At 64.8% G+C, this 21,726-nt stretch carries 16 protein-coding genes; 5 read left to right on the forward strand and 11 right to left on the reverse strand.

Going from position 1 to position 21,726, the window contains the following annotated elements; translation table 11 throughout:
- Positions 1-640, forward strand: a 640-nt coding sequence (locus tag M653_RS0116205; protein WP_027144297.1) for an aldehyde dehydrogenase family protein, incomplete at its 5' end; no start/stop codon positions are given.
- Positions 641-914: 274 nt separating this feature from the next.
- Here M653_RS0116205 and M653_RS0116210 read toward each other — a convergent pair.
- The 11 genes from M653_RS0116210 to M653_RS0116260 all read right to left on the reverse strand — a co-directional run bounded on the left by M653_RS0116210 (position 915) and on the right by M653_RS0116260 (position 14,559).
- Positions 915-1,829 carry a hypothetical protein gene (locus tag M653_RS0116210; protein ID WP_027144298.1) on the reverse strand — a complete coding sequence of 305 codons (915 nt, stop codon included), beginning with the start codon at positions 1,827-1,829 and terminating at the stop codon, positions 915-917.
- A 316-nt stretch (positions 1,830-2,145) separates the two neighbouring features.
- Positions 2,146-4,830, reverse strand: a complete 2,685-nt coding sequence (locus M653_RS0116215) for a nitrate reductase (protein WP_027144299.1) — start codon at positions 4,828-4,830, stop codon at positions 2,146-2,148.
- A 3-nt stretch (positions 4,831-4,833) separates the two neighbouring features.
- Positions 4,834-5,163 (reverse strand): nitrite reductase small subunit NirD, encoded by a 330-nt coding sequence (nirD, locus tag M653_RS0116220; RefSeq protein ID WP_027144300.1) that lies wholly within the window; start codon positions 5,161-5,163, stop codon positions 4,834-4,836.
- Positions 5,164-5,374: 211 nt separating this feature from the next.
- Entirely contained in the window at positions 5,375-7,825 is a 2,451-nt protein-coding gene (gene nirB / locus M653_RS0116225; RefSeq protein ID WP_027144301.1) for a nitrite reductase large subunit NirB, read from the reverse strand.
- Between the two features lie 20 nt (positions 7,826-7,845).
- Positions 7,846-9,147 (reverse strand): nitrate/nitrite transporter, encoded by a 1,302-nt coding sequence (locus M653_RS0116230; RefSeq protein WP_027144302.1) that lies wholly within the window; start codon positions 9,145-9,147, stop codon positions 7,846-7,848.
- Positions 9,148-9,211: 64 nt separating this feature from the next.
- On the reverse strand, positions 9,212-9,538 hold the full coding sequence (locus M653_RS1000000137695) for a twin-arginine translocation signal domain-containing protein (RefSeq protein ID WP_245262169.1): 327 nt from the start codon (positions 9,536-9,538) through the stop codon (positions 9,212-9,214).
- Between the two features lie 210 nt (positions 9,539-9,748).
- Complete coding sequence (locus tag M653_RS0116240) at positions 9,749-10,975, reverse strand: CmpA/NrtA family ABC transporter substrate-binding protein (RefSeq protein WP_027144303.1); 1,227 nt, start codon at positions 10,973-10,975, stop codon at positions 9,749-9,751.
- A 2-nt stretch (positions 10,976-10,977) separates the two neighbouring features.
- Positions 10,978-11,580, reverse strand: a complete 603-nt coding sequence (locus tag M653_RS0116245) for an ANTAR domain-containing response regulator (protein ID WP_027144304.1) — start codon at positions 11,578-11,580, stop codon at positions 10,978-10,980.
- A gap of 129 nt (positions 11,581-11,709) precedes the next feature.
- Positions 11,710-12,030 carry a hypothetical protein gene (locus tag M653_RS0116250; RefSeq protein WP_027144305.1) on the reverse strand — a complete coding sequence of 107 codons (321 nt, stop codon included), beginning with the start codon at positions 12,028-12,030 and terminating at the stop codon, positions 11,710-11,712.
- 122 nt (positions 12,031-12,152) lie between these two features.
- Positions 12,153-12,953, reverse strand: coding sequence for an endonuclease/exonuclease/phosphatase family protein (locus tag M653_RS0116255; RefSeq protein ID WP_027144306.1), 801 nt, complete (start codon positions 12,951-12,953; stop codon positions 12,153-12,155).
- A 142-nt stretch (positions 12,954-13,095) separates the two neighbouring features.
- Positions 13,096-14,559: a phosphatidylserine/phosphatidylglycerophosphate/cardiolipin synthase family protein gene (locus M653_RS0116260; protein WP_027144307.1), complete on the reverse strand. Its 1,464-nt coding sequence runs from the start codon at positions 14,557-14,559 to the stop codon at positions 13,096-13,098.
- A 320-nt stretch (positions 14,560-14,879) separates the two neighbouring features.
- Between M653_RS0116260 and M653_RS0116265 the strand changes: the two genes are divergently transcribed.
- The 4 genes from M653_RS0116265 to M653_RS0116280 all read left to right on the forward strand — a co-directional run bounded on the left by M653_RS0116265 (position 14,880) and on the right by M653_RS0116280 (position 21,716).
- Positions 14,880-15,068, forward strand: a complete 189-nt coding sequence (locus M653_RS0116265; protein WP_027144308.1) for a hypothetical protein — start codon at positions 14,880-14,882, stop codon at positions 15,066-15,068.
- Between the two features lie 405 nt (positions 15,069-15,473).
- On the forward strand, positions 15,474-15,992 hold the full coding sequence (locus M653_RS0116270) for an AraC family transcriptional regulator (protein ID WP_027144309.1): 519 nt from the start codon (positions 15,474-15,476) through the stop codon (positions 15,990-15,992).
- A gap of 197 nt (positions 15,993-16,189) precedes the next feature.
- Positions 16,190-21,076, forward strand: a complete 4,887-nt coding sequence (locus M653_RS0116275; RefSeq protein WP_027144310.1) for a YadA-like family protein — start codon at positions 16,190-16,192, stop codon at positions 21,074-21,076.
- A gap of 91 nt (positions 21,077-21,167) precedes the next feature.
- A complete protein-coding gene (locus tag M653_RS0116280; RefSeq protein ID WP_027144311.1) occupies positions 21,168-21,716 on the forward strand; it encodes an invasion associated locus B family protein in 549 nt (182 codons plus the stop codon).
- The last annotated feature ends 10 nt before the right edge of the window (positions 21,717-21,726 follow it).

Below are 21,726 nucleotides of genomic sequence, written 5' to 3' on the forward strand. Positions count from 1 at the left end.
TACGACGCTGCGCCGCCTGTTCGTCCATGACAGCGTCTACGACGCCTTGGTGCCGCGGCTGAAGAAGGCCTATCAGAGCGTTTCGGTCGGCAATCCGCTGCAGACCTCGTCGCTGGTCGGGCCGTTGATCGACAAGGCAGCGTTCGATGCCATGCAGAAGGCCCTGAGCGAAGCGACCGCCCATGGCGGCAAGGTGACCGGCGGGACACGGGTCGAGAATGGCCATCCGGATGCCTATTATGTCCATCCGGCGCTGGTCGAAATGCCAAAGCAGGTTTCGCCAGTAACGGAAGAAACCTTCGCGCCGATCCTCTATGTGATGAAGTATTCGGATTTCGACNCCGTGCTTGACGAGCACAATGCGGTCGGCGCCGGCCTGTCGTCATCGATCTTCACCCGCGACCTGCAGGAATCCGAGCGCTTCCTCGGTGTCGATGGTTCGGATTGCGGCATCGCCAATGTCAATATCGGCACCTCAGGGGCCGAGATCGGCGGCGCCTTCGGCGGCGAGAAAGAAACCGGTGGCGGCCGCGAGAGCGGCTCCGATGCATGGAAGGCCTATATGCGCCGCGCCACCAACACGGTGAACTATTCCAAGGCGCTGCCGCTCGCCCAAGGCGTCTCGTTCGACATCGATTGAGAACGCCGCCCGCGATCGGTGTCGATCAAGCTCGGCGAGCATCAATCGACACAGGTGGAGGGTGTACACGCAGCAGTAACGCTGGACAGGCTCTGACGCCTGTCCAGCGCCGGCTTTTCCTGACTGGGCGCTGGCCGAGCCAGCCGACGCTGCCGAGGTCCTCGGCGTCGCGCAGCCACGCAAACGCGGAACCGGTCAATCCACCTGTTCTGGTACAATTCCGGACGAAAACGCTTTACATTTTTCCTGGAATGACTCTCATGCGCGGCGCTGCTCAGCCGTCGCCCTGCGATGCCGGAAAACAGGCCTTGAAGGCGGTGTCGACGACGGCCAGCTTGGCGGCCTGGACGGTCATGTATTCCTCGTAGAATCCGTGCGACACCCACATCACCGAATGGCCGCGCTGACCAAGCCAGCCAACGCTGCCGAGTTCCTCCGCCGTGCGCAGTTTGCGGCCGAGATGAGTCCGCGACAGCTTAAGCCATTTGGCGAAGTCACCGATCGAAACCACGCCGGTCGGAATCCGCTCCAGGCCGGCGTGGTCGGGGTCGATGCCCGACATCAGCCAGTCCATGACGATGCCGCCATTGTTGAGCCAGATGAACAGGGAGAAGGTCTGGTTGGGTTCGCGCACCGGCTTGGACGCAAGCAGGCCGTCAGCCACCAGCGGCTGCAGCGTGGCAAGCATCTCGGGCCGCTCCAGGAATCTGGCCAGCCGGTCGCCGCCGTCGATGTGGTCGAGCGTGCGCAGATGGGCTGTTACCCAGCCGGTGAATCGCTCGATGGTGGCCGCTGTCGGCTGCAGGGGATGCGTGCGGCCGTCGCCGCCCGCCACATACTCGGCGATGTTGTAGTGCAGCATCTCCTTGATGAAAGCGTCCGCCGTGTTGCGGCTGGCCACCGCGTTCTTGTGCACGACCTCGATGAAACGCGATACGGTCAGCTCCTTGCGGCGGTCATTCGGGTCTCGCCTGAAGTGCATGGCAAGACCAACATGACCCAAAAGCCAGCGCTGCTGTGTGGCAAAGATGGAAGCCAGGCGCGGGCTTTCCTCATAGATGCGGATCAGGGACTGCGACTGTTCCTGAACGTAGCGGTGCAAGGCCGGATGGCCGGCTATGTCTTCCAGATTCAGCGCTGATCTCCCGATGCTTTGAATCAACTCGGATGGCGAGGTTGCGTTCCCCATTTTTCAGTCTTCAACACGCCTGTCCAGACGTACCAATTGCGGAGGACAGCGCCAGCCGAGCCACAGATCCACGGCGACGATTTCATGGCGCATTCGCCAACTGCTTGCTATGGCTTGGAAAACACCTCCCAACTGGTCAGCCGAACGGTAGCCACGCGAGCGGCGTCACGCGACGGTCGCCCGCAGGGGCATTTCCGGTTGCTGGTCCATGGCGGCGTCTTTCACCCCATCACCCGCGAAGTCGAATTACTGCTGGACAGGTTCGATCCCACGTTCCGGCCGGAGTTCAGTCCGGCCTGGCGGGGTCATGTCGCCTTCACTCGGCGGCCTGAATCCGGTTGGCCGCGATGATCGCGCGGATCTCGGACCGGCAGGAGCCGCAATTGGTGCCTGCCTTCAGCGTGGCGCCGATGGCGTCCACGGTGGCGCAGCCAGCGGCCACGGCAGCCGTGATCTGGTTGACCCCGACGTTGAAACAGGAACAGACGGTCGCGCCGGCATCGGGCCGTTCGGCACCGGCGCGGCCGGCGACGATCCGGAAGCGCTGACGCTGGCTGGCGTGGACCTCGCCGAGCTGCTCGGCCGCCCAGCCGCGCGACACCGCGACCGGACCGGGCGCGATGAACAAGGCACCCGTCAGATGCTCGCCATCGAAGGCGGCGATGCGGTGTTGGCCGGCCTCGCGGTCGTGATAGGCGAGAACTTCGGTATCCGCGGTATCGAAGAGCGAACCGGCGAAGGCCGTCCAGTCGACATCGTCATTGGCAAAGGCAAGCTCGACCCGCCAGCCGCCCCGGCATCTGGCTACCGCCCAGTAGTCGGCGGCCATCGTCGCGGGTCTTTTGCGTGTCACGGCAAAGCCGAAGGTCCTGGCGGTGAATTTCTCGATGCTGGCCGCGACATGCTTCAACGCCGGCTGGCCTGACACCGGATCGGTAAGCGATGCGGTGAGCGTGTCGAGCCGGGCCCTGGCGGCGAATTGGTCCGTCCAGTGCATCGGCGCGAACAGGCTGCCCTGGCGCTGGCGCGTGGTCACAAGCGCGCGGACCAGCACCTCGCCGCGAGGGGTCGAGACGCGTGCGATGTCGGCATCGCCAATGCCGTGGCGTTGCGCATCCACTGGGTGGATTTCGACAAAGGGCTCGGCGATGTGCTGGGACAGGCGCGGGCTTTTGCCCGTACGCGTCATGGTGTGCCAGTGGTCGCGGATGCGGCCGGTGTTGAGGATGAGCGGGAAGTCGGAGGTGATGCGGGTTTCGACGGTTGGGCGGACGGCGATGAAGCGTGCCTTGCGGTCGGGCGTGTAGAAGTTACCGTTGGCGAAGAAGCGGGTGGATTGGTGCCCGGTCGGGGTGAGGGGGGTGCCTGGGCTCGGCGCTGGCCATTGGAAAGGCGCTAGCGCGTCGTAGTCTTCTCTATCGACACCAGCATAAGCGCCGATGTCGAAATCGCGCTCGCCGTCATTCTCGAATGCCGACAAGGCAGCGTGCTCGGCGAAGATCTCCGCCGGCGTTTCATGCGCAAACGCCCCGTCAAAGCCCATGCGCCGGGCCACCTCGGCAATGATCCACCAGTCGGGCCGCGCCTCGCCGGGGACCGGCAAGAACGCGCGCTGGCGCGAGATGCGGCGCTCGGAATTGGTGACGGTGCCATCCTTCTCGCCCCAGGCCGTCGCCGGCAGCCGGACATGGGCATGGCGGACCGTGTCGGTCTCGGCCAGCACGTCCGAGACCACGACGAAGGGACAGGCCTTGATCGCCGCTTCGACGGCGCCTGCATCCGGCATCGAATCGACCGGGTTGGTGGCCATGATCCACAGCGCCTTGATGCGTCCGTCGGCAACCGCCTTGAACATATCGACCGCCTTGAGGCCCGGTTTGCCGGCAATCGCCGGCGCATTCCAGAAGCGCTGCACGCGTTCGCGATGCTCGGGGTTTTCGATCTCCATATGGGCGGCGAGCATATTGGCCATGCCGCCGACTTCGCGGCCCCCCATGGCGTTGGGCTGGCCAGTGACAGAGAACGGCCCGGCGCCCGGTTTTCCGATACGGCCAGTGGCGAGATGGCAGTTGATGATCGCATTGACCTTGTCGGTGCCCTGGGACGACTGGTTGACGCCCTGGCTGTAGACGGTGACGGTCTTTTCCGTCCTGGCGAACAGGCTGTAGAAACGGCCGAGCTCGTCTTCGCTGAGCCCCGTGGCGGCAGCGACGCCGGCAAGGTTGAACGCCGAGGCGGCGAACAGTGCTTGTCCAAAGCCGGACGTATGGGCCGTGATATAGGCACGGTCGAGCGCATTGTGCTGGCCGAGCCAGGCGAGCAGGCCGGTGAACAGGGCGACGTCGCCATCCGGCGCGATCGCCAGATGCATGTCGGCGATGTCGGATGTCATGGTGCGGCGTGGGTCTACCAGCACCACCTTCATCTCGGGCCGTTTTTCGCGGGCGGCCGCGATGCGCTGATAAAGCACCGGATGGCACCAGGCGAGGTTGGAGCCGACCAGCACGATGAGATCGGAGAGTTCCAGATCCTCGTAGGTTCCCGGCACGGTGTCCGAACCAAACGCGCGGCGGTGGCCGGCGACCGAGGACGCCATGCAGAGACGCGAATTTGTGTCGATGTTGGCCGAGCCGACAAAACCCTTCATCAGCTTGTTGGCGAGGTAGTAATCCTCGGTCAGCAACTGGCCGGAGACGTAGAAGGCGACCGCGTCGGGACCATGTTCGGCGATGGTTTGGGAGAAGGTCGAAGCGACGAGGTCGAGCGCCTCGTCCCAAGAGGAGCCGAAGCCGTGGATTTGTGGATGGAGCAGCCGGTCGTCGAGGCCGGTGGTCTCGGCGAGCGCGGAGCCCTTCGAGCAGAGCCGGCCGAAATTCGCCGGATGATCGGGGTCGCCACGGACGGACACCTGCCCGTCCGCGGCGACCTTTGCCAGTACGCCGCAGCCCACCCCGCAATAGGGGCAGGTGGTCCTCACCTCGCGTGCTTCGTCAATCTCCATGGTTCAGGCCGCGCGGCTGGCCAGCGCTTCCAGCGCGATGAACAGGCGCTCGCCTTCCCGCTTCACGGGAATCGTGCGCACGGCGCCCTCGTCGGCGCCAAGCGCCTTGCCCGTCTCCAGCGAGATCACCCAATTGTGCAGAGGACACGTCACGGCCGCGCCATGGACGATGCCCTGGCTCAGCGGTCCGCCCTTGTGCGGGCAGTGGTCCTCGATGGCGAAGACCTCGTCGTCCGCCGTGCGAAAGACGGCGATCTTGCCTTGCGGTGTGGCGACACAGCGCGCGCCACGCCGGGGAATATCGGAGATGGTTCCGATCGATATCCAGTTCATAGCATTGCCTTTGCTTGATAGGAACGCGCCCAGGCGCCCCCCTCTGTCCTGCCGGACATCTCCCCCTCAAGGGGGGAGATTGGCAGCTTCAGGCTCACCGCCCATTCTGCAACGTTGACAATTGGCGAAGACCGCGATGAGGATCGATCTCCCCCCTTGAGGGGGAGATGGCCGGCAGGCCAGAGGGGGGTGCCTCGCGCTGACATCTCCATCACTCCGCCGCCTGCGCAAACCCGACCGAGGCCATGGGCCGGAACTCGTGCTTGTCCTTGCCGGAGACGCGCTCGGACCACGGATCGACCTGGGCGAATTTCTGCGAAAAAACAAAGCGCTCGTAGTAGGCCTGGCGCTTCTCGCCGTCGTCCATGATCTGGCGCTTGACCTCGGCTATGCCGATGCGCTTGGCCCATTTGTAGATGCGTTCGAGATAGCGGCCCTGCTCGCGATACATCTGCGTCAGCGCCACGATGTGCTGCAGCGCTTCGTCTTCGGTCCTGACCAGGCCGAGCACTTCCGTGCCCTTGATATCGAGACCGGCGGCACCGGCGAAGTGGATCTCGTAACCACTGTCGACGCAGATCACGCCGACATCCTTGCAGGTCGCCTCGGCACAGTTGCGCGGACAACCCGACACCGCCATCTTGACCTTGGCGGGGGTCCACGAACCCCACATGAATTTCTCGATGCGGATGCCGAGCCCGGTCGAATCCTGCGTGCCGAAGCGGCACCAGTCGGAGCCGACGCAGGTCTTCACCGTGCGCAGCCCTTTGGCATAGGCATGGCCCGAGACGAAGCCGGCTTGGCCGAGATCGGCCCACACCGCCGGCAGGTCCTCCTTGCGGATGCCCAGCATGTCGATGCGCTGGCCGCCGGTGACCTTGACCATCGGGATCTCGAACTTGTCGACGACGTCGGCGATGGCGCGCAGTTCGGCCGCATTGGTCACGCCGCCCCACATGCGCGGCACCACCGAATAGGTGCCATCCTTCTGGATGTTGGCGTGGACGCGCTCGTTGATGAAACGCGACTGGTAGTCGTCGGCATACTCGTCCGGCCAGTCGCAGACGAGATAGTAGTTGAGTGCCGGCCGGCATTTGGCGCAGCCGCAGGAGGTCTTCCACTCCAGTTCCTGCATGACCGCCGGAATGGTCTTCAGGTGCTTGGCCTTGATCAGCCGGCGTACTTCGTCATGGCCGAACGTGGTGCAGGAACACATGGGCTGCACCGCGGCCGGGTTGTAGGTGTCGCCGAGGGTCAGCACCATCAGCTTTTCGACCAGCCCTGTGCAGGAGCCGCAGGAGGCCGACGCCTTGGTGTGGGCGCGCACGTCATCGAGCGAAGTCAGGCCCTTGCCCGTGATCGCGCCCGTGATCTTGCCCTTGCAGACGCCGTTGCAGCCGCAGATTTCCGCATCATCCGGCAAGGCTGCAACGGCCGCCATAGGGTCCAGCGGGGCACCCCCCTGGTAGGACTGGCCGAAGATCAACGTATCGCGCATTTGCGATATGTCGGTCTGCTTCTTCTTCAGGTCGTTGAACCAGGCGCCGTCAGCCGTCTCGCCATAGAGCACGGTGCCGATGATGCGATCATCCCTGAGCACCAGGCGTTTGTAGACGCCGGCGGAACCGTCGCGCAGCACGATCTCCTGGCGGTCGTCGCCGTCGGCGAAGTCGCCGAGCGAAAAGAGGTCGATGCCGGTGACCTTGAGCTTGGTCGGCGTGTCCATGTGGACGAAGGCGGCGGTCTCGTCGCCGGCAAGCTGATGAGCGGCAACACGCGCCATCTCGTAGAGCGGCGCCACCAGCCCGTAGACCGTGCCGCCCACCTCGGCGCACTCGCCGAGCGCGAAGATGTCGGGGTCGTTGCTGCGCATCCCGGCATCGACGACGATGCCGCGGTTGACGGCGATGCCTGCATCCTTGGCCAGCGCCGCATTCGGCCTGATGCCGACCGCCATCACCACCAGGGTCGCCGGGATGATTGTGCCATCGGCGAGTTCCACCTGCTCGACCTTGCCATTGCCTGTGATCGCCTGGGTATTGGCCTTGGTGATGACCTTGATGCCGCGTTGTTCGACGGCGCGCTGCAGGAGATAGCCGGCGGCCGGATCGAGCTGCCGCTCCATCAGCGTCGGCATGACATGGAGCACGGTGACATCCATGCCTTGCGAATTCAGCCCGGCCGCGGCCTCGAGCCCGAGCAGGCCGCCGCCGATGACCACGGCCTTGGCGCGCGACTGGGCGGCAAGCATCATCGCGCGGACGTCATCCAGATCGCGATAGGTCAGCACGCCCGGCAGGTTGTGGCCGGGCACCGGGATGATGAACGGTACAGAGCCGGTGGCGATGACAAGCTTGTCGTAGGGCTCGGTCACGCCGTGATCGGAGGTGACGGTCTTCGCTTGGCGGTCGATGGCTACGATCTTGTGGCCCTTGTAGAGGGTGATGCCGTGCTTGATGTACCAGCCGTCGCCATGGATGATGATTTCCTCATAGGCCTTTTCGCCTGACAGCACGGGCGACAGCATGATGCGGTCATAGTTCACGCGCGGCTCGGCGTTGAAGATGGTGACGGCGTAGCGGCCCGGCGCCTGTTCCAGCAGATGCTCCAGCATGCGCCCGGGGGCCATGCCGTTGCCGATGATGACGAGTTTTTCGGTCATGTGCTTACTCCGCTCCCGTGTCACTCTGCGGCGTAGGAAAGGTCTGGAGCTTCGGCGGCTGTCGCGCGCTCCATGCGCCGGATGGAAAAGTGCATCCAGGCAAAGCAGGTGACGACGATCAGGAAGAGAAGCATGAAGCAGCTCGACCAGACGCCGGTGAGGTCGTTGAGCGCGCCAAAGGCGATCGGCAGGATAAAGCCACCGAGACCGCCGATCATGCCCACCACGCCACCAACCGCGCCGACACTCTGTGGATAATAGGCGGGAATGTGTTTGTAGACGGCGGCCTTGCCAAGGCTCATGAAGAAGCCGAGCACGCAGGCAACGGCAATGAAGGCGAGCGGGCCGATCTCGAAATGGAAGGCGATCGGCCCGCTGATGCCGCGTACGACGTAGTCTGCCGAGGGGAGAGACAGAATGAAGGTCGCGACGGCACTGACCGCGAAAGTCCAATAGAGTACGGTGCGGGCGCCGATCCGGTCGGAGAGCACGCCGCCATAAGCGCGGAAGACACTTGCGGGAATTGAATAGGCCGCGCCGATCATGCCGGCGGTCGCGAGACCGAAGCCGTAGACGCCGATCAGATAGCGCGGAAGCCACAGCGACAGCGCCACGAACGCACCGAAGGCGAAGAAATAGTAGAAGGCGAAGCGCCAGACCTGCAGGTTCTTGAGCGGCGCGAATTCCTGCCAGAAGCTCCTCACAGGTGTCGCCTTGCCGGCACGACGCTCGCGAATGACTGGGTCGTCGCCGGTGGTGAACCAGAAGACGACAGCCATGACGACGAGTGCCGCCGCCCAGATCAGCGCAACCGACTGCCACCCCCAGGAAAGAAGCACGAACGGCGCCAGGAACTTGGTGACCGCGGCCCCGACATTGCCGGCACCGAAGATGCCGAGGGCCGTGCCCTGCTTGTCGGCGGGGAAGAAGCGCGAGACATAAGACACGCCGACGGCGAAGGAGCCGCCGGCTAGCCCGACGCCGAGCGCGGCGACCAGCATCTGCGCGTAGGTGTGCGCAAAAGCCAGCAGGAAGGTCGCGATTGCCGCCGCAAGCATGGTCGCGGTGTAGACCAGCCGCCCGCCAAAGCGGTCGGTCCAGACGCCGAGCACCATGCGTACGAGGGAGCCGGTGAGGATCGGCGTGCCGACGAGCAGGCCGAATTCCGTCTCGTTCAGCCCGAGATCCTGCTTTATGCGCACGCCGATGATCGAAAAGATCGTCCACACCGCGAAGCAGACGGTGAAGGCGATGGTGGACATTACGAGCGCCTGCCGGGGAGCAGTGTCCTGGCTGGGCGCGGCTGGGAGATTTGCGGTCATGTCAGGCTCCGGTTTGCGGCATCGCCGCGCTCGTTCTTGGGTGGTGCATGCGGTGCGGCATAGGTCAGCGCGAAGAGGCCGCGCCTTGCGCGATCGTTTGCGGAGCCTTGCCCTCTGGTTTGGCGCCGGTGGGAAACAGCAGGAGCGCCACGGTGAACAGCACCGCGGTCATCGCGCTGCTCACCAGAAAATCGCGGCGGGTGAAATCCTTGAGGGATGTTGTTCCGATCCGTTTCGTCATCGTCGTCTCCGGTTGGGCGCCTGGGGAACGGCGCTCCGTTGATTGCGTGTTCGGGTCCAAAACAAAAAAGCCGCCGTCCAGGCCCTCGCGTCCGTACATCCGGGATCGCGTGTAGACCTGAGCGGCAGCTTTGCCTGTGGCGCCCGCCATTGGACGCCTGTTCGATTGCCCGAGAAGGGCTCGGTTATTTCAAAGCAGGAACCGTGCCAGTTTCTGAGCTGGCCGGAATGTCTAACGAAATCAGTTAGATCACCGACTCATGGTTCGGTCGCGCCAGCAACGGATAAGGTCAAACATTGACCAATCCAGTCGATGGATCGCATAAATTTTGTGCAATGCACAAGAATGGCGCGCGAATGATCAGCGGCGCGACTGGCCCGCAATATAGGCGTCGATCTCATCGGGATCGAAGATCTGGCCGTCGAAGAAGCCGTCCGGGCCGAGCACCAGGCTTGCGCCCGCCGAGCCCACCGGGGTCGCCACCTTGAGCGCGCCCTCGACCTTGGCATTGGCGCCGGGCAGCGCGACGCCGAGCGGCTTCAGCGCCGAGCGGTACAGGTCGGGCCGGTAGCAATCGCGGGCGATGGCAAGGTTTTCCGGCGTGTGCGCGACATGCCCCCAGCGGACCATCTGCGTGTAGAACCACAGTGAATGGCTTTTCCAGGGGAAGTTGGCCGCCTTGTCGAACGGCACGAAGAAGTCCTCGATGTCCAGCTCCGCCCCGCCGCCCAGCCGGAGACGGCCGGTCAGGATCGGCATCTGGACGACCGGCGGCAGGCCAAGGAAGCCACGTTGCGCCATCACCGCGGCCAATTCGTCGCGGTTCGCGGGATCCTGGCACCAGCGCGCCGAGTGATGCAGTGCGCGCAAGAGCGCCGCCAGCGCCTCGGGGCTCTGTTCGGCCCAAGCCTTGCGCACGCCGATCACCTTCTCGGGACTGTTGCGCCAGAGCAGCGCCTTGACGGTAACGATATGGCCGATGCCGGCTGCCACGGCGGCGCTGTTCCAGGGTTCGCCGACGCAATAGCCGTCGATGCGGCCGGCTGCCAGCGCGTCGGCCATGAAGGGCGGCGGCACGATGACGATCTCGATCTCGCGCGAGGGATCGATGCCGCAGGCGGCAAGCCAGTAGCGCAGTTCGTAATTGTGCCCGGAATGGGGATGCACGACGGCAAAGCGCAGTGGGTCGCGGCCGGCGGCCGCCCGCTCGCGGATGAACGCGCCAAGGGCCGCGCCGGCGCGAGCCGGATCGAGATCGGGCACGGCGCCGTGCGCCGCCATGCCGGCCCAGACGGCGTTGGAGATGGTGACGCAGTTGCCGCCGAGCCCCAGCGAAAAGGGCACGATGGTCTCGGAGGCGAGGGGGGTGAGGCCAAGATTGCAGGCGAGCGGCATCGGCCCGAGCATGTGCGCGAGGTCGAAATGGCCGATGGCGATGCGGTCGCGGATGTTGGCCCAGGAGGTCTCGCGGTGAAGGGTGAGATCGATGCCTTCGCGCGCGGCAAAGCCCAGTTCGCCGGCCGCGACCAGGACGGCGCTATCGAAAAGCGGCATGAAGCCGGCGGTGATCTGGTGCTCGGCGCCCATGTCTATTCGTCCTCCGCCGGTCCGAGAAGCCCGGCGGCAGTCACCAGGCTCTGGGCGATATCGCTGATCTTGCGGTTCTGGTTCATCGCCGTCTTGCGCAGCAGCGTGTAGGCGGCCTCTTCGGTCAGGCCGCGCGACTTCATCAGGATGCCCTTGGCGCGGTCGATCACCTTGCGGCTCTCGAGCTCGCTGCGCGCCTCTTCCAGTTCGCGCGCCATGCGCGAGAAAGCGTTGAAGCGGCTCACCGCCATGTCGAGGATCGGCTTGACGCGCTCCTGCCTCAACCCGTCGACGACATAGGCCGAAACGCCGGCATCGACCGCCGCCTCGATCGAGGCCTGGTCGGAACGGTCGACGAACATGGCGATCGGCCGCTTCACCGCACGCGACAGCTGGAACATGTTTTCCAGCATGTCGCGGTTGGGGTTTTCCAGGTCGATGACGATGACGTCGGGCTCGATCTCGGCGATGCGGCGCGCAATGCCGCTGACGTCATGGATGACGGTGACCCGCTCATGGCCCGCCTCGCGCAAGCCGGCCTCGATTATCGAAGCGCGGATGCGGTTTTCGTCGATCACCAGGACGGCGAGTGAAGTTCGGATCATACCCGCATTGTGGGCATGCTGGGGAATTTGTGCAATGCGGCAACAGCCGCGTCCGTGGAAAGACGACTGCCGTCAACGGCTATCCTTGGCGGCAGCCCGCCAAGGATAGGATCAGGAGACGGAGCGGCCTCAGCCGCAGACGCGAACGTCCTCGAACACTCTGTGATGGTGGCGCCAATGCACGATCGTTTCCGTGTGGCAGCGGTGGTGCCGGCGGTGCCAGCGGTAGCCGCCATTGTCGTAGTCATTGTACTGAGCGTTCTGGTCGCCATCATACTGGTTGTCATAGCGGCGCTCATGATGACGGCGAACGACAATCCCGGAATCGTCATCCGAGGAATATTGGTTGTCATCGTCGGACTGGATCGTCAAACTTGCGGCTTGCGTTGGCGCAATGACTGAAGCCGTCGCGGCAAACGCCAATAGGGTAGCCAAAATCACCTTCTTCACGTTTCGTCCTCCTGCGGGTTGACTGGCATCAACTCGCAACAGGACGGGCTTGTTCCAGCTACATACCACACGCTTTCCAACGCGGTGGACATCAAGACGTGACCGAAGCGCGGCAAAAATCACTACAAATGGACGAAGGCGGTCAGCGGCAGATGGTCGGAGGCCACGCGCGACAGCGGCGTGTCATGCGCTTCGACGGCCGCGATAATGCCGTGCCGGTTGGCCATGATCCGATCGAGCGCCAGCAGCGGCAGGTTGGACGGGAACGTGGGGACTGCCGGCGGCTGCGGGCCGAAGGTCGCGTGCAGCGTGTTCAGCGCGGAGCGGTTTCCGAGCCGCCACTCGTTCAGATCGCCGAGCAGGAGCGTCGGCTTCTCATCGGGGCTGTTCATGAGATCGAGCACGACCTGGGCCTGCTGCGAGCGGGAGCGGCGCAGCAATCCGAGATGGGCCGCGATGATGCGCAAGGATTGATTTCCGTCGAAATCAATCTCCGCCACCACTGCGCCGCGCGGTTCGAGACCCGGAAGCCTGATCTGATGCACGTCGCGAACGACGCCCCTTTTGAACAGCAGGACATTGCCGTGCCAGCCATGGCCTTTGCCGGTTGCGGAAATGGGCACCGGCACGAGCCCGGTTTCCAGTTCGAGGCGGTGCAGGTCGAGAAGCCCGACACGGTCGCCGAAACGATTGTCGGCCTCCTGCAGGGCGATGACGTCGGGGGCGATCTCGCGGATGACGCGGCTGGTGCGGTCGGGATCGAATTTGCGGTCGACGCCGATGCATTTGTGGACGTTGTAGGAGGCGACCAGCGTCCCGGTGACGCCGTCCTTCTTCGGCGACGAAGCGTTGGCCTTGCGCATCCGCCTGTCGCGAATGGACAGGAGCATACTGGCCGGCAGGCTGCGCCCGCTCATTCGCATAACCCGCCCATCATCCCTACGGTTCTCACCATGCACCTAGAAATAGAGTCTTTCGGCCAATGTTCCATCGTTGGTGACATGCTACCGGGCAAACACGTCGTTTTGTTAAAGATAGGATTTTTCTCGCAGATAATGGTTTTTTCTAGAGATAGGGCGAACCCAGCCAGAGGATGCGGTCGAACAGGCGGATGATGAAGGGACGCGCCCGCAAGGAGGCCAGCGTGACTGGAACAGCCGTTTCGATCGCCGTTTCGATCCGGGTGTCGATTTCGGTGGCGAAGCCTGCGTCGAGGACCTCCAGGTCGATCTCGAAGTTGAGCCGCAGCGAGCGGGCATCGAGGTTGGAGGACCCGACATAGGCCCACACGCCGTCGATGGAAAGCAGCTTGGAATGGTCGAAAGGGCCATCCGTGCGCCATATGCGGCAATAATTCTTCAGGATCTGGTCGAATTGCGCGGTCATGGCGCGGTCGACAAGGAAAAGGTTGTTCACCGCCGGCACCACGACATCGATCTCGACACCACGCCTGGCCGCGGTGACCAGGGCACTGATCAGTTCCCGGTCCGGCAGGAAATAGGGCGACATCAGGCGTATCGACTTGCGCGCCACCGAGAAGGCGCCGATCAGCAGTTTGTGGTTGGTTTCGTTGCTGGCATCCGGCCCGGATGCGACCGCACGCACCAGCATCGGCTGGCCGGCGGGCGGTGAAACCGGCACGATCCGCCAGGCATCGCACTTCAGCGCCTCCCTGGTGGCGAACCGCCAGTCTTCCGCGGCGACCGAAAAGAGATCGGCGACAACGGGTCCGGTGACCTGGAAATGCGTGTCCCTGGCGCTGTTCGACCCGGCGAACTCCGACGAAAAACCCTTGCGGATGTTCATGCCGCCGGTAAAGGCAACCGTGCCGTCGATCACCAGGATCTTGCGGTGGGTCCGCAGGTTGGCATAGGGCAGGCGCAGGCCCATGACGATGTTGCCGTTGAAGACATCCGCCGTGATGTTGGCGCGGCGCAGATGTCCCAGGATGCTGGGGACGGAGTAGCGGGCGCCGACGGCATCGATCAGCACACGCACGGTGACGCCGCGCCGGACAGCGCCGGCCAGCGCCTTGACGAAAAGCAGGCCGACGGCGTCATTGTCGAAAATATAGGTCTCCAGCAGGACGCTGCGCTCGGCCCCTTCGATTGCCGCGCACATTGCGGGGTAGGCCTCGTCGCCGCTCTCCAGCACGTCGATTGCATTTCCCGGGTTGAGCGCGCGCCGCGCCACCCTGTCGCCCAGCGTCCTGAGGCCGGCGAAGCGCTGTCCATAGCACTCGACGATCAACGCCTCTTCGGCGGCGACGTCGCGCTCATGCTTGGCCGACACCAGGCCCTCGGCGAGCGGGCGCTGCGCGCTGATCGTGGCGCGGCGGATGCGATTGATGCCGGCCACGGCATAGATCAGCACGCCGAGGATCGGCGACAGCACCATGACGCCGACCCAGCCGGTGGCGGCGCGGACGTCCTCCTTGGTCATGACGGCGTGGGCAATGCCGATGGTCGCCATCACCACCGAGATGATCGCCAGTATTTGGGTCCAGTGAATCACCAGGGTCTCGAACATTGCCGGGACTATCCAGCGAGCGCCCGCGGAAGGCAATGCAGCCGGGCGATGTCCACATCCGACCATTGGCCGCGCGTTACCGGGTTGTGTCTACGGATGCAAGAACGGCTGGCGCTTGGTTATTTGAGCAAGCCAACCAGGACGCTGAAAGCGGCGTTCACCCCTGACCCCAGGAAAGCATAGGGCCGTTGTGATCCGGCGTCTTCCCGTGCTGCTTTGGTCATCCAGGGCTTCCTGTACTTTGGTGCCGCATCCATTGTATATCAGAGGGAACAAAATTGCCGATGTAACACTTCGGCTGAAGGCGAGGGGGGCGCCGGATGATCACGTTCAACTTCGAAGGGCCGGCCGACGGCGATATGTCGGCCGATTGCCAGGACCAGTTGCTGCCTCTCATCAATGGGATCGTCCAGGCGGCGGTGGCTGCCGGCTGGAACCGGGACGACGTTCTTCTGGCTTTCGTGGAACTCGCCTGGGATCTGTACGAGAACCGGCGCGGTGATCTGTAGCCGTTCATTTTTCTACCTTTTCCCGAATAAAGATTTTTCTTTGCGCGTGGGAGTTCTTCCCAAGTCAATGTGCGTGCGTTACGCTGTCTTCGGGTCGGGGAAACGGGATTTGAGGCGGCGTCGAGACGGCTGAGGCAGCGTGAATGAAAAATGCGGACGAGGCTCGGGAAAGCGGCGTTTCCCGGGGCATCGATCGGAAGCGGATAGCTCGATACGTCCTGGACAACATTCCTGAAAATGCCGGTCCGCGAAAGGCCGGGCAAGGGAACGTGATCCATTCGGTCCGCAGACCCGGCTCGCGGACATTCCTGGCCAGGGAATACCCCTTAGCGATCGTGCCTGCGCCGATGCGGCCCGCGCATCGTTCGCCGTCGGGACGGGTCGACCATGTGAACGGGCCTGACGATGCAGGCCCGTTGCGATCAATCACGAATTATTTTCCGGGGGAACGAGGAAGGAGTCCTCGGGTTGAACTCCATCCGGGACCTGTCAGGAGGCCGAAGAATGCCGGGCGATGATGATTTCCCCGGGTCGGTTTCCCGAATCAATTCGGCCCGGCAGCCGGAGTTCAATGCCAAAGGCGGGCTTTCTCCGCGCGGCGCACGCAAGGTGCAGGACTTCCTGCGCGAGAACTTCACGCGCAAGCTGGCGCTTGCCGAGATGGCAGCGGTCTGCGGGCTTTCGCCCTCTCACTTCGTGCGGGCGTTTGCCAGGACGTTCGGGGTGCCGCCGCACCAATATGTTCTCGACCTGCGGCTGGACCTTGCCGAAAGGCTGCTTGCCGACAGCCGCATGACGATCGCCGACATCGCCCATTCCAGTGGATTTTCAAGCCAGAGCCATTTTACCACCATGATGAAGAAATACCGGCAGGTGACGCCATTGCAGGCACGGATGCGCAAGCTTAGCGCCAAGATTAGATGAGGCTCCGTTCGCGACATTGTTTGATTACTTGGTTCTAAAGCAGTGGCTAAGGTAACGAGCCGTTAACCTCCGCCGGGTTGCTCGGCTCTTTTCTCACAAGACAGCAATATCGTGAAATACCGCAAGTCGGAATCATGTCTTGCTCTCCTGGATTGGAATTGTCAGACGATTCCATGCCGGCCAGCGGAGAGGGCACCATGACCGACACTCAGATTTCGAGCGGCTCGCTTCTTGTGCAGCGTCGCGCGGCGCATTTCGCCGGGCACTGGATCGTGGGGGCCGATCTGGGCTCGCGCTCGGCCCGGCGCCGTCTGATGGCTGTGCTGCGCATGGCGCATGGCGTGCTCGGGATGGGGCGCAAGCGCCTGGGGCTGGGAACGCTGGGCGTCGGCGGGATGCTCGGGGCCGTCGTCGGGGTCATGTTCCCGCAGACGGCGTTCGCCCAGCTTGCCATCGGGAACGGGGTTCTGACCAACACCGCGAACTGCACGACTCCCTCTGCAGGGGTGCAAAGCACAGCTATCGGTTGCGGCAGCACCGCTACTGGCTCTGCTTCAACCGCCATCGGGACTGGCGCCACGGTGAACGGCAACGATGGGGTGGCGTTGGGCACCGGTATCACCGCAACAGGCAATGCTTCGATCGCCATCGGCTATACGATGAGTGCCACTGGCCTCAACGCCATAGGAATAGGGGTCTTCGCGAACGCCAACGGCGTCAATGCTCTTGCCGTAGGCGGGAACGCTCGCGCACTCGTGGATGGAGCATCGGCCTTTGGTGTCAACAGCACCGCGAACGGGGCGAACGCCGTCGCGCTGGGCTCAACGGCCAGCGCTTCGGGTGGTGCCTCGGTGGCGATCGGATTGTCCTCCAACGCCTCGTCAGCAAACGGTGCAGCCATAGCCATGGGGGTCGGCGCCAAGGCAAACGCCGGTACTGGCGGCGGTTCTCCCGTTGCCATTGGCACGAACGCCAATGCAAGCGGCACCGCTCCTGCCGGCTTCACGTTCGAGGCGGTCGCGCTCGGCACAGCCGCAGCCTCAACGGGGGCATGGTCGGCCGCCGTAGGCTCGAGCTCTTCCGCGACCGGGACAGGGGCAAGCGCGTTCGGCACGTCCGCCACAGCCTCGGCGAACCAGTCCACGGCGATCGGAAACGGAGCAGCTGCGTCCGGTGTCGGAACCACGGCCATGGGTTACCTGGCCAAAGCCACCGGGACGAATGCCGTTTCGATTGGCAACCAGGCCAGCGCCGGGGGGTTGAACTCGCAAGCGCTCGGCAACGTCGCCAACGCTTCGGGCAATTTCGCGTTGGCTCTGGGCAATCAGGCCGTGTCGAGCGGAGTGGGCTCCGTCGCGGCGGGTTCGGGAGCCCAGGCCACGGGGGTCTCGACCACGGCGCTTGGCAACAACGCCGCGGCGACGGCCGCGAACGCAAGCGCGCTGGGCCTGGGCGCCACTGCGGGCGGTGTAGACGGCACGGCGATCGGCAAGCAAGCCAATGCGAGCGCGCAGGACGCCATAGCCCTGGGCACCACCTCAATTGCGAGTGGCACGGCCAGCACAGCGGTTGGTAACGTCGCCGTTGCCAGCGGGGCAAACGCCTCCTCGTTCGGATCCGGAGCAACTGCGGCTGGAGACAATTCTCTCGCCGCCGGCGTCAGCGCCAGCGCCGGCGGAAGCGCCAGCACCGCTCTCGGCATCGGGACCGTAGCCAGCGCCGACAATTCCACTGCCGTCGGACGTGAATCCCGCGCCACGGGACTCAACAGTACCGCGCTCGGCCGCGGCGCCCAAAGTAGCGCCCTGAACTCCATCTCTCTCGGCGCTGGGACGAGGGCGTCCGGAATAGGCGCCGTCTATGTCGGCTCAAGCACTTTTGCAACGAGCGCCAGTGGAGACAACGCCATCGGCATCGGCACGGACGTGACGGCATCGGATGCCGACGCCATTGCAATGGGGCGCGACAGCCAGGCGACGGCAGCCAGCGCCATCGCGGTCGGTCTACAGTCCGCTGCGCTCGCCGCCGACTCCATCGCCATCGGCACCGGCGCGACTGCCGATGGCGGCAAGGCCGTGGCCATCGGCGCTGGCAACACCGCTTATGGCGACGGCGCGGTCGCCATAGGCGATCCGAGTTATGCCAGCGGTACCGGCGCCTTCACGGGCGGCGCCAACAACATCGCCAACAGCGACGGCACGGCAACCGCCACCGCCGCCAACCAGGCGGCGGGCGCCGTCGCCATCGGCAACAACAACAAGGCGATCGGGCAAGGCTCCGTGGCGCTCGGCAACGGCTCCACGGCGGGGGCCGCCGGCCTCGCGGGCAATGTCGCGCTCGGCAATGGCGCGACGGCGGCGGCGAGCTCCGGAGACGTGGCGCTGGGCTCCGGTTCGACGACCGTGGCTGCGGTTGCCACGCCCAGCGCCGTCATCAACGGCACGACCTACGCCTTCCAGGGCACCGCGCCCACCTCGACGGTCAGCATCGGCGCGCCCGGCGCGGAACGCACGCTCACCAATCTGGCGGCCGGGCGGATCAGCGCGCTCTCGACCGACGCGATCAACGGCTCGCAGCTCTTCGCCACCAATCAAGCGGTCGATGCCATCGGCGCCGCCATCACCAACATCAATGTTGGTGGCGGCATCAAGTATTTCCACGCCAACTCGACGCTGGCGGATTCGCAGGCGCTGGGCACCGATTCAGTCGCCGTCGGCCCCAATGCCGTGGCCAACAATGCCGGCGACGTCGCGATCGGCCTCAATTCGGCATCGGGCCCCACGACCGCCGTCGGCGGCACGACGATCGGCGGCGTCAACTACACCTTCGCCGGCGGCACGCCGGCCGGCGCCTTCTCCGTCGGTTCGGCCGGCGCCGCGCGCCAGATCCAGAATGTCGCGGCCGGGCAGTTGAACGGCGGTTCCACCGACGCCGTCAACGGTTCGCAGCTCTTCGCCACCAACCAGCAGGTGACGCAGAACACCACCGACATCGCCGCCATCGGCGGCAACATCACCAATCTCGGCAACACGATCAACAACATCGCCGGCGACACCTCGACCGCCTATACCGACGCCAATGGCGTGGGCATCCGCTACGCCCGCACCAACGAGGCCGGACTGGCGCAGACCGATTCCTTCGCCCAAGGCGTCGGCTCGACGGCCGTCGGCTACCAGGCGACCGCGACCGGCGTCAGCGCGCTGGCGCTCGGCCGCGACAGCGCGGCCAGCATCGACGGCAGCGTGGCGCTCGGGTCCGGTTCGGTCTCCGACCGCGCGATCGCTCCCGCTTCCGGGCAGATCGCCGCCGGTCCGTCGAACTTCATCCAGTACAACACCACCGACAAGACGCTGCTCGGCGCCGTTTCGGTCGGCACCGCCACCGCCTACCGGCAGATCACCAACGTCGCCGACGGCACGCAGGACCAGGACGCCGTGACCGTGCGCCAGCTGGCGGGGGCGATCGCCGCGGTCTCCGCCACCTCGACGAAATATTTCCATGCCAATTCGACAGCGGGCGACTCGCTCGCGGTCGGTGCGGAATCGGTCGCGGTCGGCCCGACCACGGTCGTCAACGGCGACAATGGCGTCGGCATCGGCAACGGCGCGATCGTCGACCAGACGGCGCCCGGCGGCACGGCCATCGGCCAGAACGCCCATGTGATGCTGGCCGACGGCATCGCGCTCGGCACCGCCTCGACCGCTTCCGGCGTCCAGTCGGTGGCGCTCGGCGCGGGCGCCCAGAGCACCTTCGCCAACAGCGTCGCACTGGGTGCCTCGTCGATCACCTCGGTCGGCGCGCAGGCGGGCTACACCGCCTTTGGCCTGACCGCCGCGCAGACTTCCGCCGGCGAAGTGTCGTTCGGTGCCGCGGGTGCCGAACGCAAGCTCACCAATGTCGCGGCGGGCTCGGCCGACACCGACGGCGTCAACGTCTCGCAGTTGCGCGGCGTCTCGCAAAACGTGTCCAACCTGTTCGGCGGCGGCACCACGGTCAATCCCGACGGCTCGATCACCGGCCCGACCTACACCATCCAGGGCAACAATTATTCGACCGTCTATGATGGCTTCACCGCCGTCGACAATGCGCTGACCAACATCAACAATGGTGGCGGCATCAAGTATTTCCACGCCAATTCGGGACTGGCAGACTCGATCGCCGGCGGCACCGACGCCGTGGCGATCGGGCCGGAGAGCGTGGCGAGCGGCACAGACAGCCTGGCCGCGGGCCATGGCTCGACAGCCGCCGGCCAAGGCGCCGTCGCGCTCGGCCAGGGCGCACAGGCCAACAACGCCAGCGATGTGGCGCTCGGTTCGGGTTCGGTGTCGCAGACCGCGGTCGGTACGCCCAACACGGTCATCAACGGCAAGACCTACGCGTTTGCCGGGACGACCCCGACCGGAACCGTCAGCGTCGGCGACGCCGGCTCCGAGCGGACGATCACCAATGTCGCCGCCGGACGCATTTCTTCCGGCAGCACCGATGCGATCAACGGGTCGCAGCTCTACGCCACCAACACGGCGATCGAGGACCTGACCAAAACGATCGGCGGAATCGGCGGCACTGTCCAAAACACCGTGCAATACGACACCGTCAACAATCCGAACGGATCGACGACCAAGACCAACAAGATAACGCTGCAGGGCGGCGATCCGAATGCGCCTGTCGTCATCTCCAACGTCGGCCCCGGCGTTGCCGGCACCGACGCGGTCAACGTCAACCAGCTGAACCTGAATCTGGCCCAGAGCAAGACCTATACCGACCAGGTGGCGGTCACGACGCTGCAGCAGGCCAACAATTATACCGACCAGAAACTGGGCCAGCTCAATTCCGACATCAGCGGCATCAGGGACGAAGCCCGGCAGGCGGCGGCAATCGGACTGGCGGCAGCCTCGCTGCGCTATGACGACCGTCCCGGCAAGCTGAGCGTGGCGGCCGGCGGCGGCTTCTGGCGGGATTCGAGCGCCTTTGCCTTCGGCGCGGGCTACACCAGCGAGGACGGCCGCATCCGTGGCAATGTGTCGGGCACGGCGGCGGGTGGAAATGTCGGTGTCGGCGCCGGCCTGAGCTTCACCTTGAACTGAGGTGGACAACAGGGCGGCAATGAACAGGCGAACCGGCCATGACAGGCTAGACGCGAATCCGGGAAAACCGTCGGGTTTCCCCGGATTTGCCATGGCATGCCTGACCTGCCTGGCGCTTGCCGGCGGGCCGGTGCCGGCTGCCGCGCAGGTGGCTTCGCCCTACAGGATCAAGCCCTCCGACGTGGTCGTGCCTCCCGATGTGAAGCTCGGACAGTACCAGCGCACCATCCGTCCCTTCGAGAACTGGACGCTGATCTGCGACGAGAACCTCAAGGCGCGCAAGAAGGTCTGCAACGTCTCGCAGGTGATCGAGGACGGCGCCGGCAAGATGGCGTTCAGCTGGTCGCTCGCGGCCACCCAGGACGGCAAGCCCTACATGATCCTGCGCACCGCGCCGAACGCCAGGAGCGATGGGCTGGTGTCGCTGAAGTTCGATGGGCGCGCCGAACCGATCGACGTGCATCTGAATGGCTGCAACGAAATGGTCTGCGTCGGCATGCTGCCGGTGGGACCCCTGATGCGCCAGGAGATAGCGCAAAAGGCGACGCCGGCGATTTCGTACCCGACCGTCGATGGCCAGACCATTACCGTCACCGCAACGCTCAAGGGGCTGTCCGAGGCCCTTGCGCCAGTCAAATAACCGAGGCAGC

It is taken from the genome of Mesorhizobium sp. WSM3626, assembly GCF_000513935.1.
Classification (GTDB): domain Bacteria; phylum Pseudomonadota; class Alphaproteobacteria; order Rhizobiales; family Rhizobiaceae; genus Mesorhizobium; species Mesorhizobium salmacidum.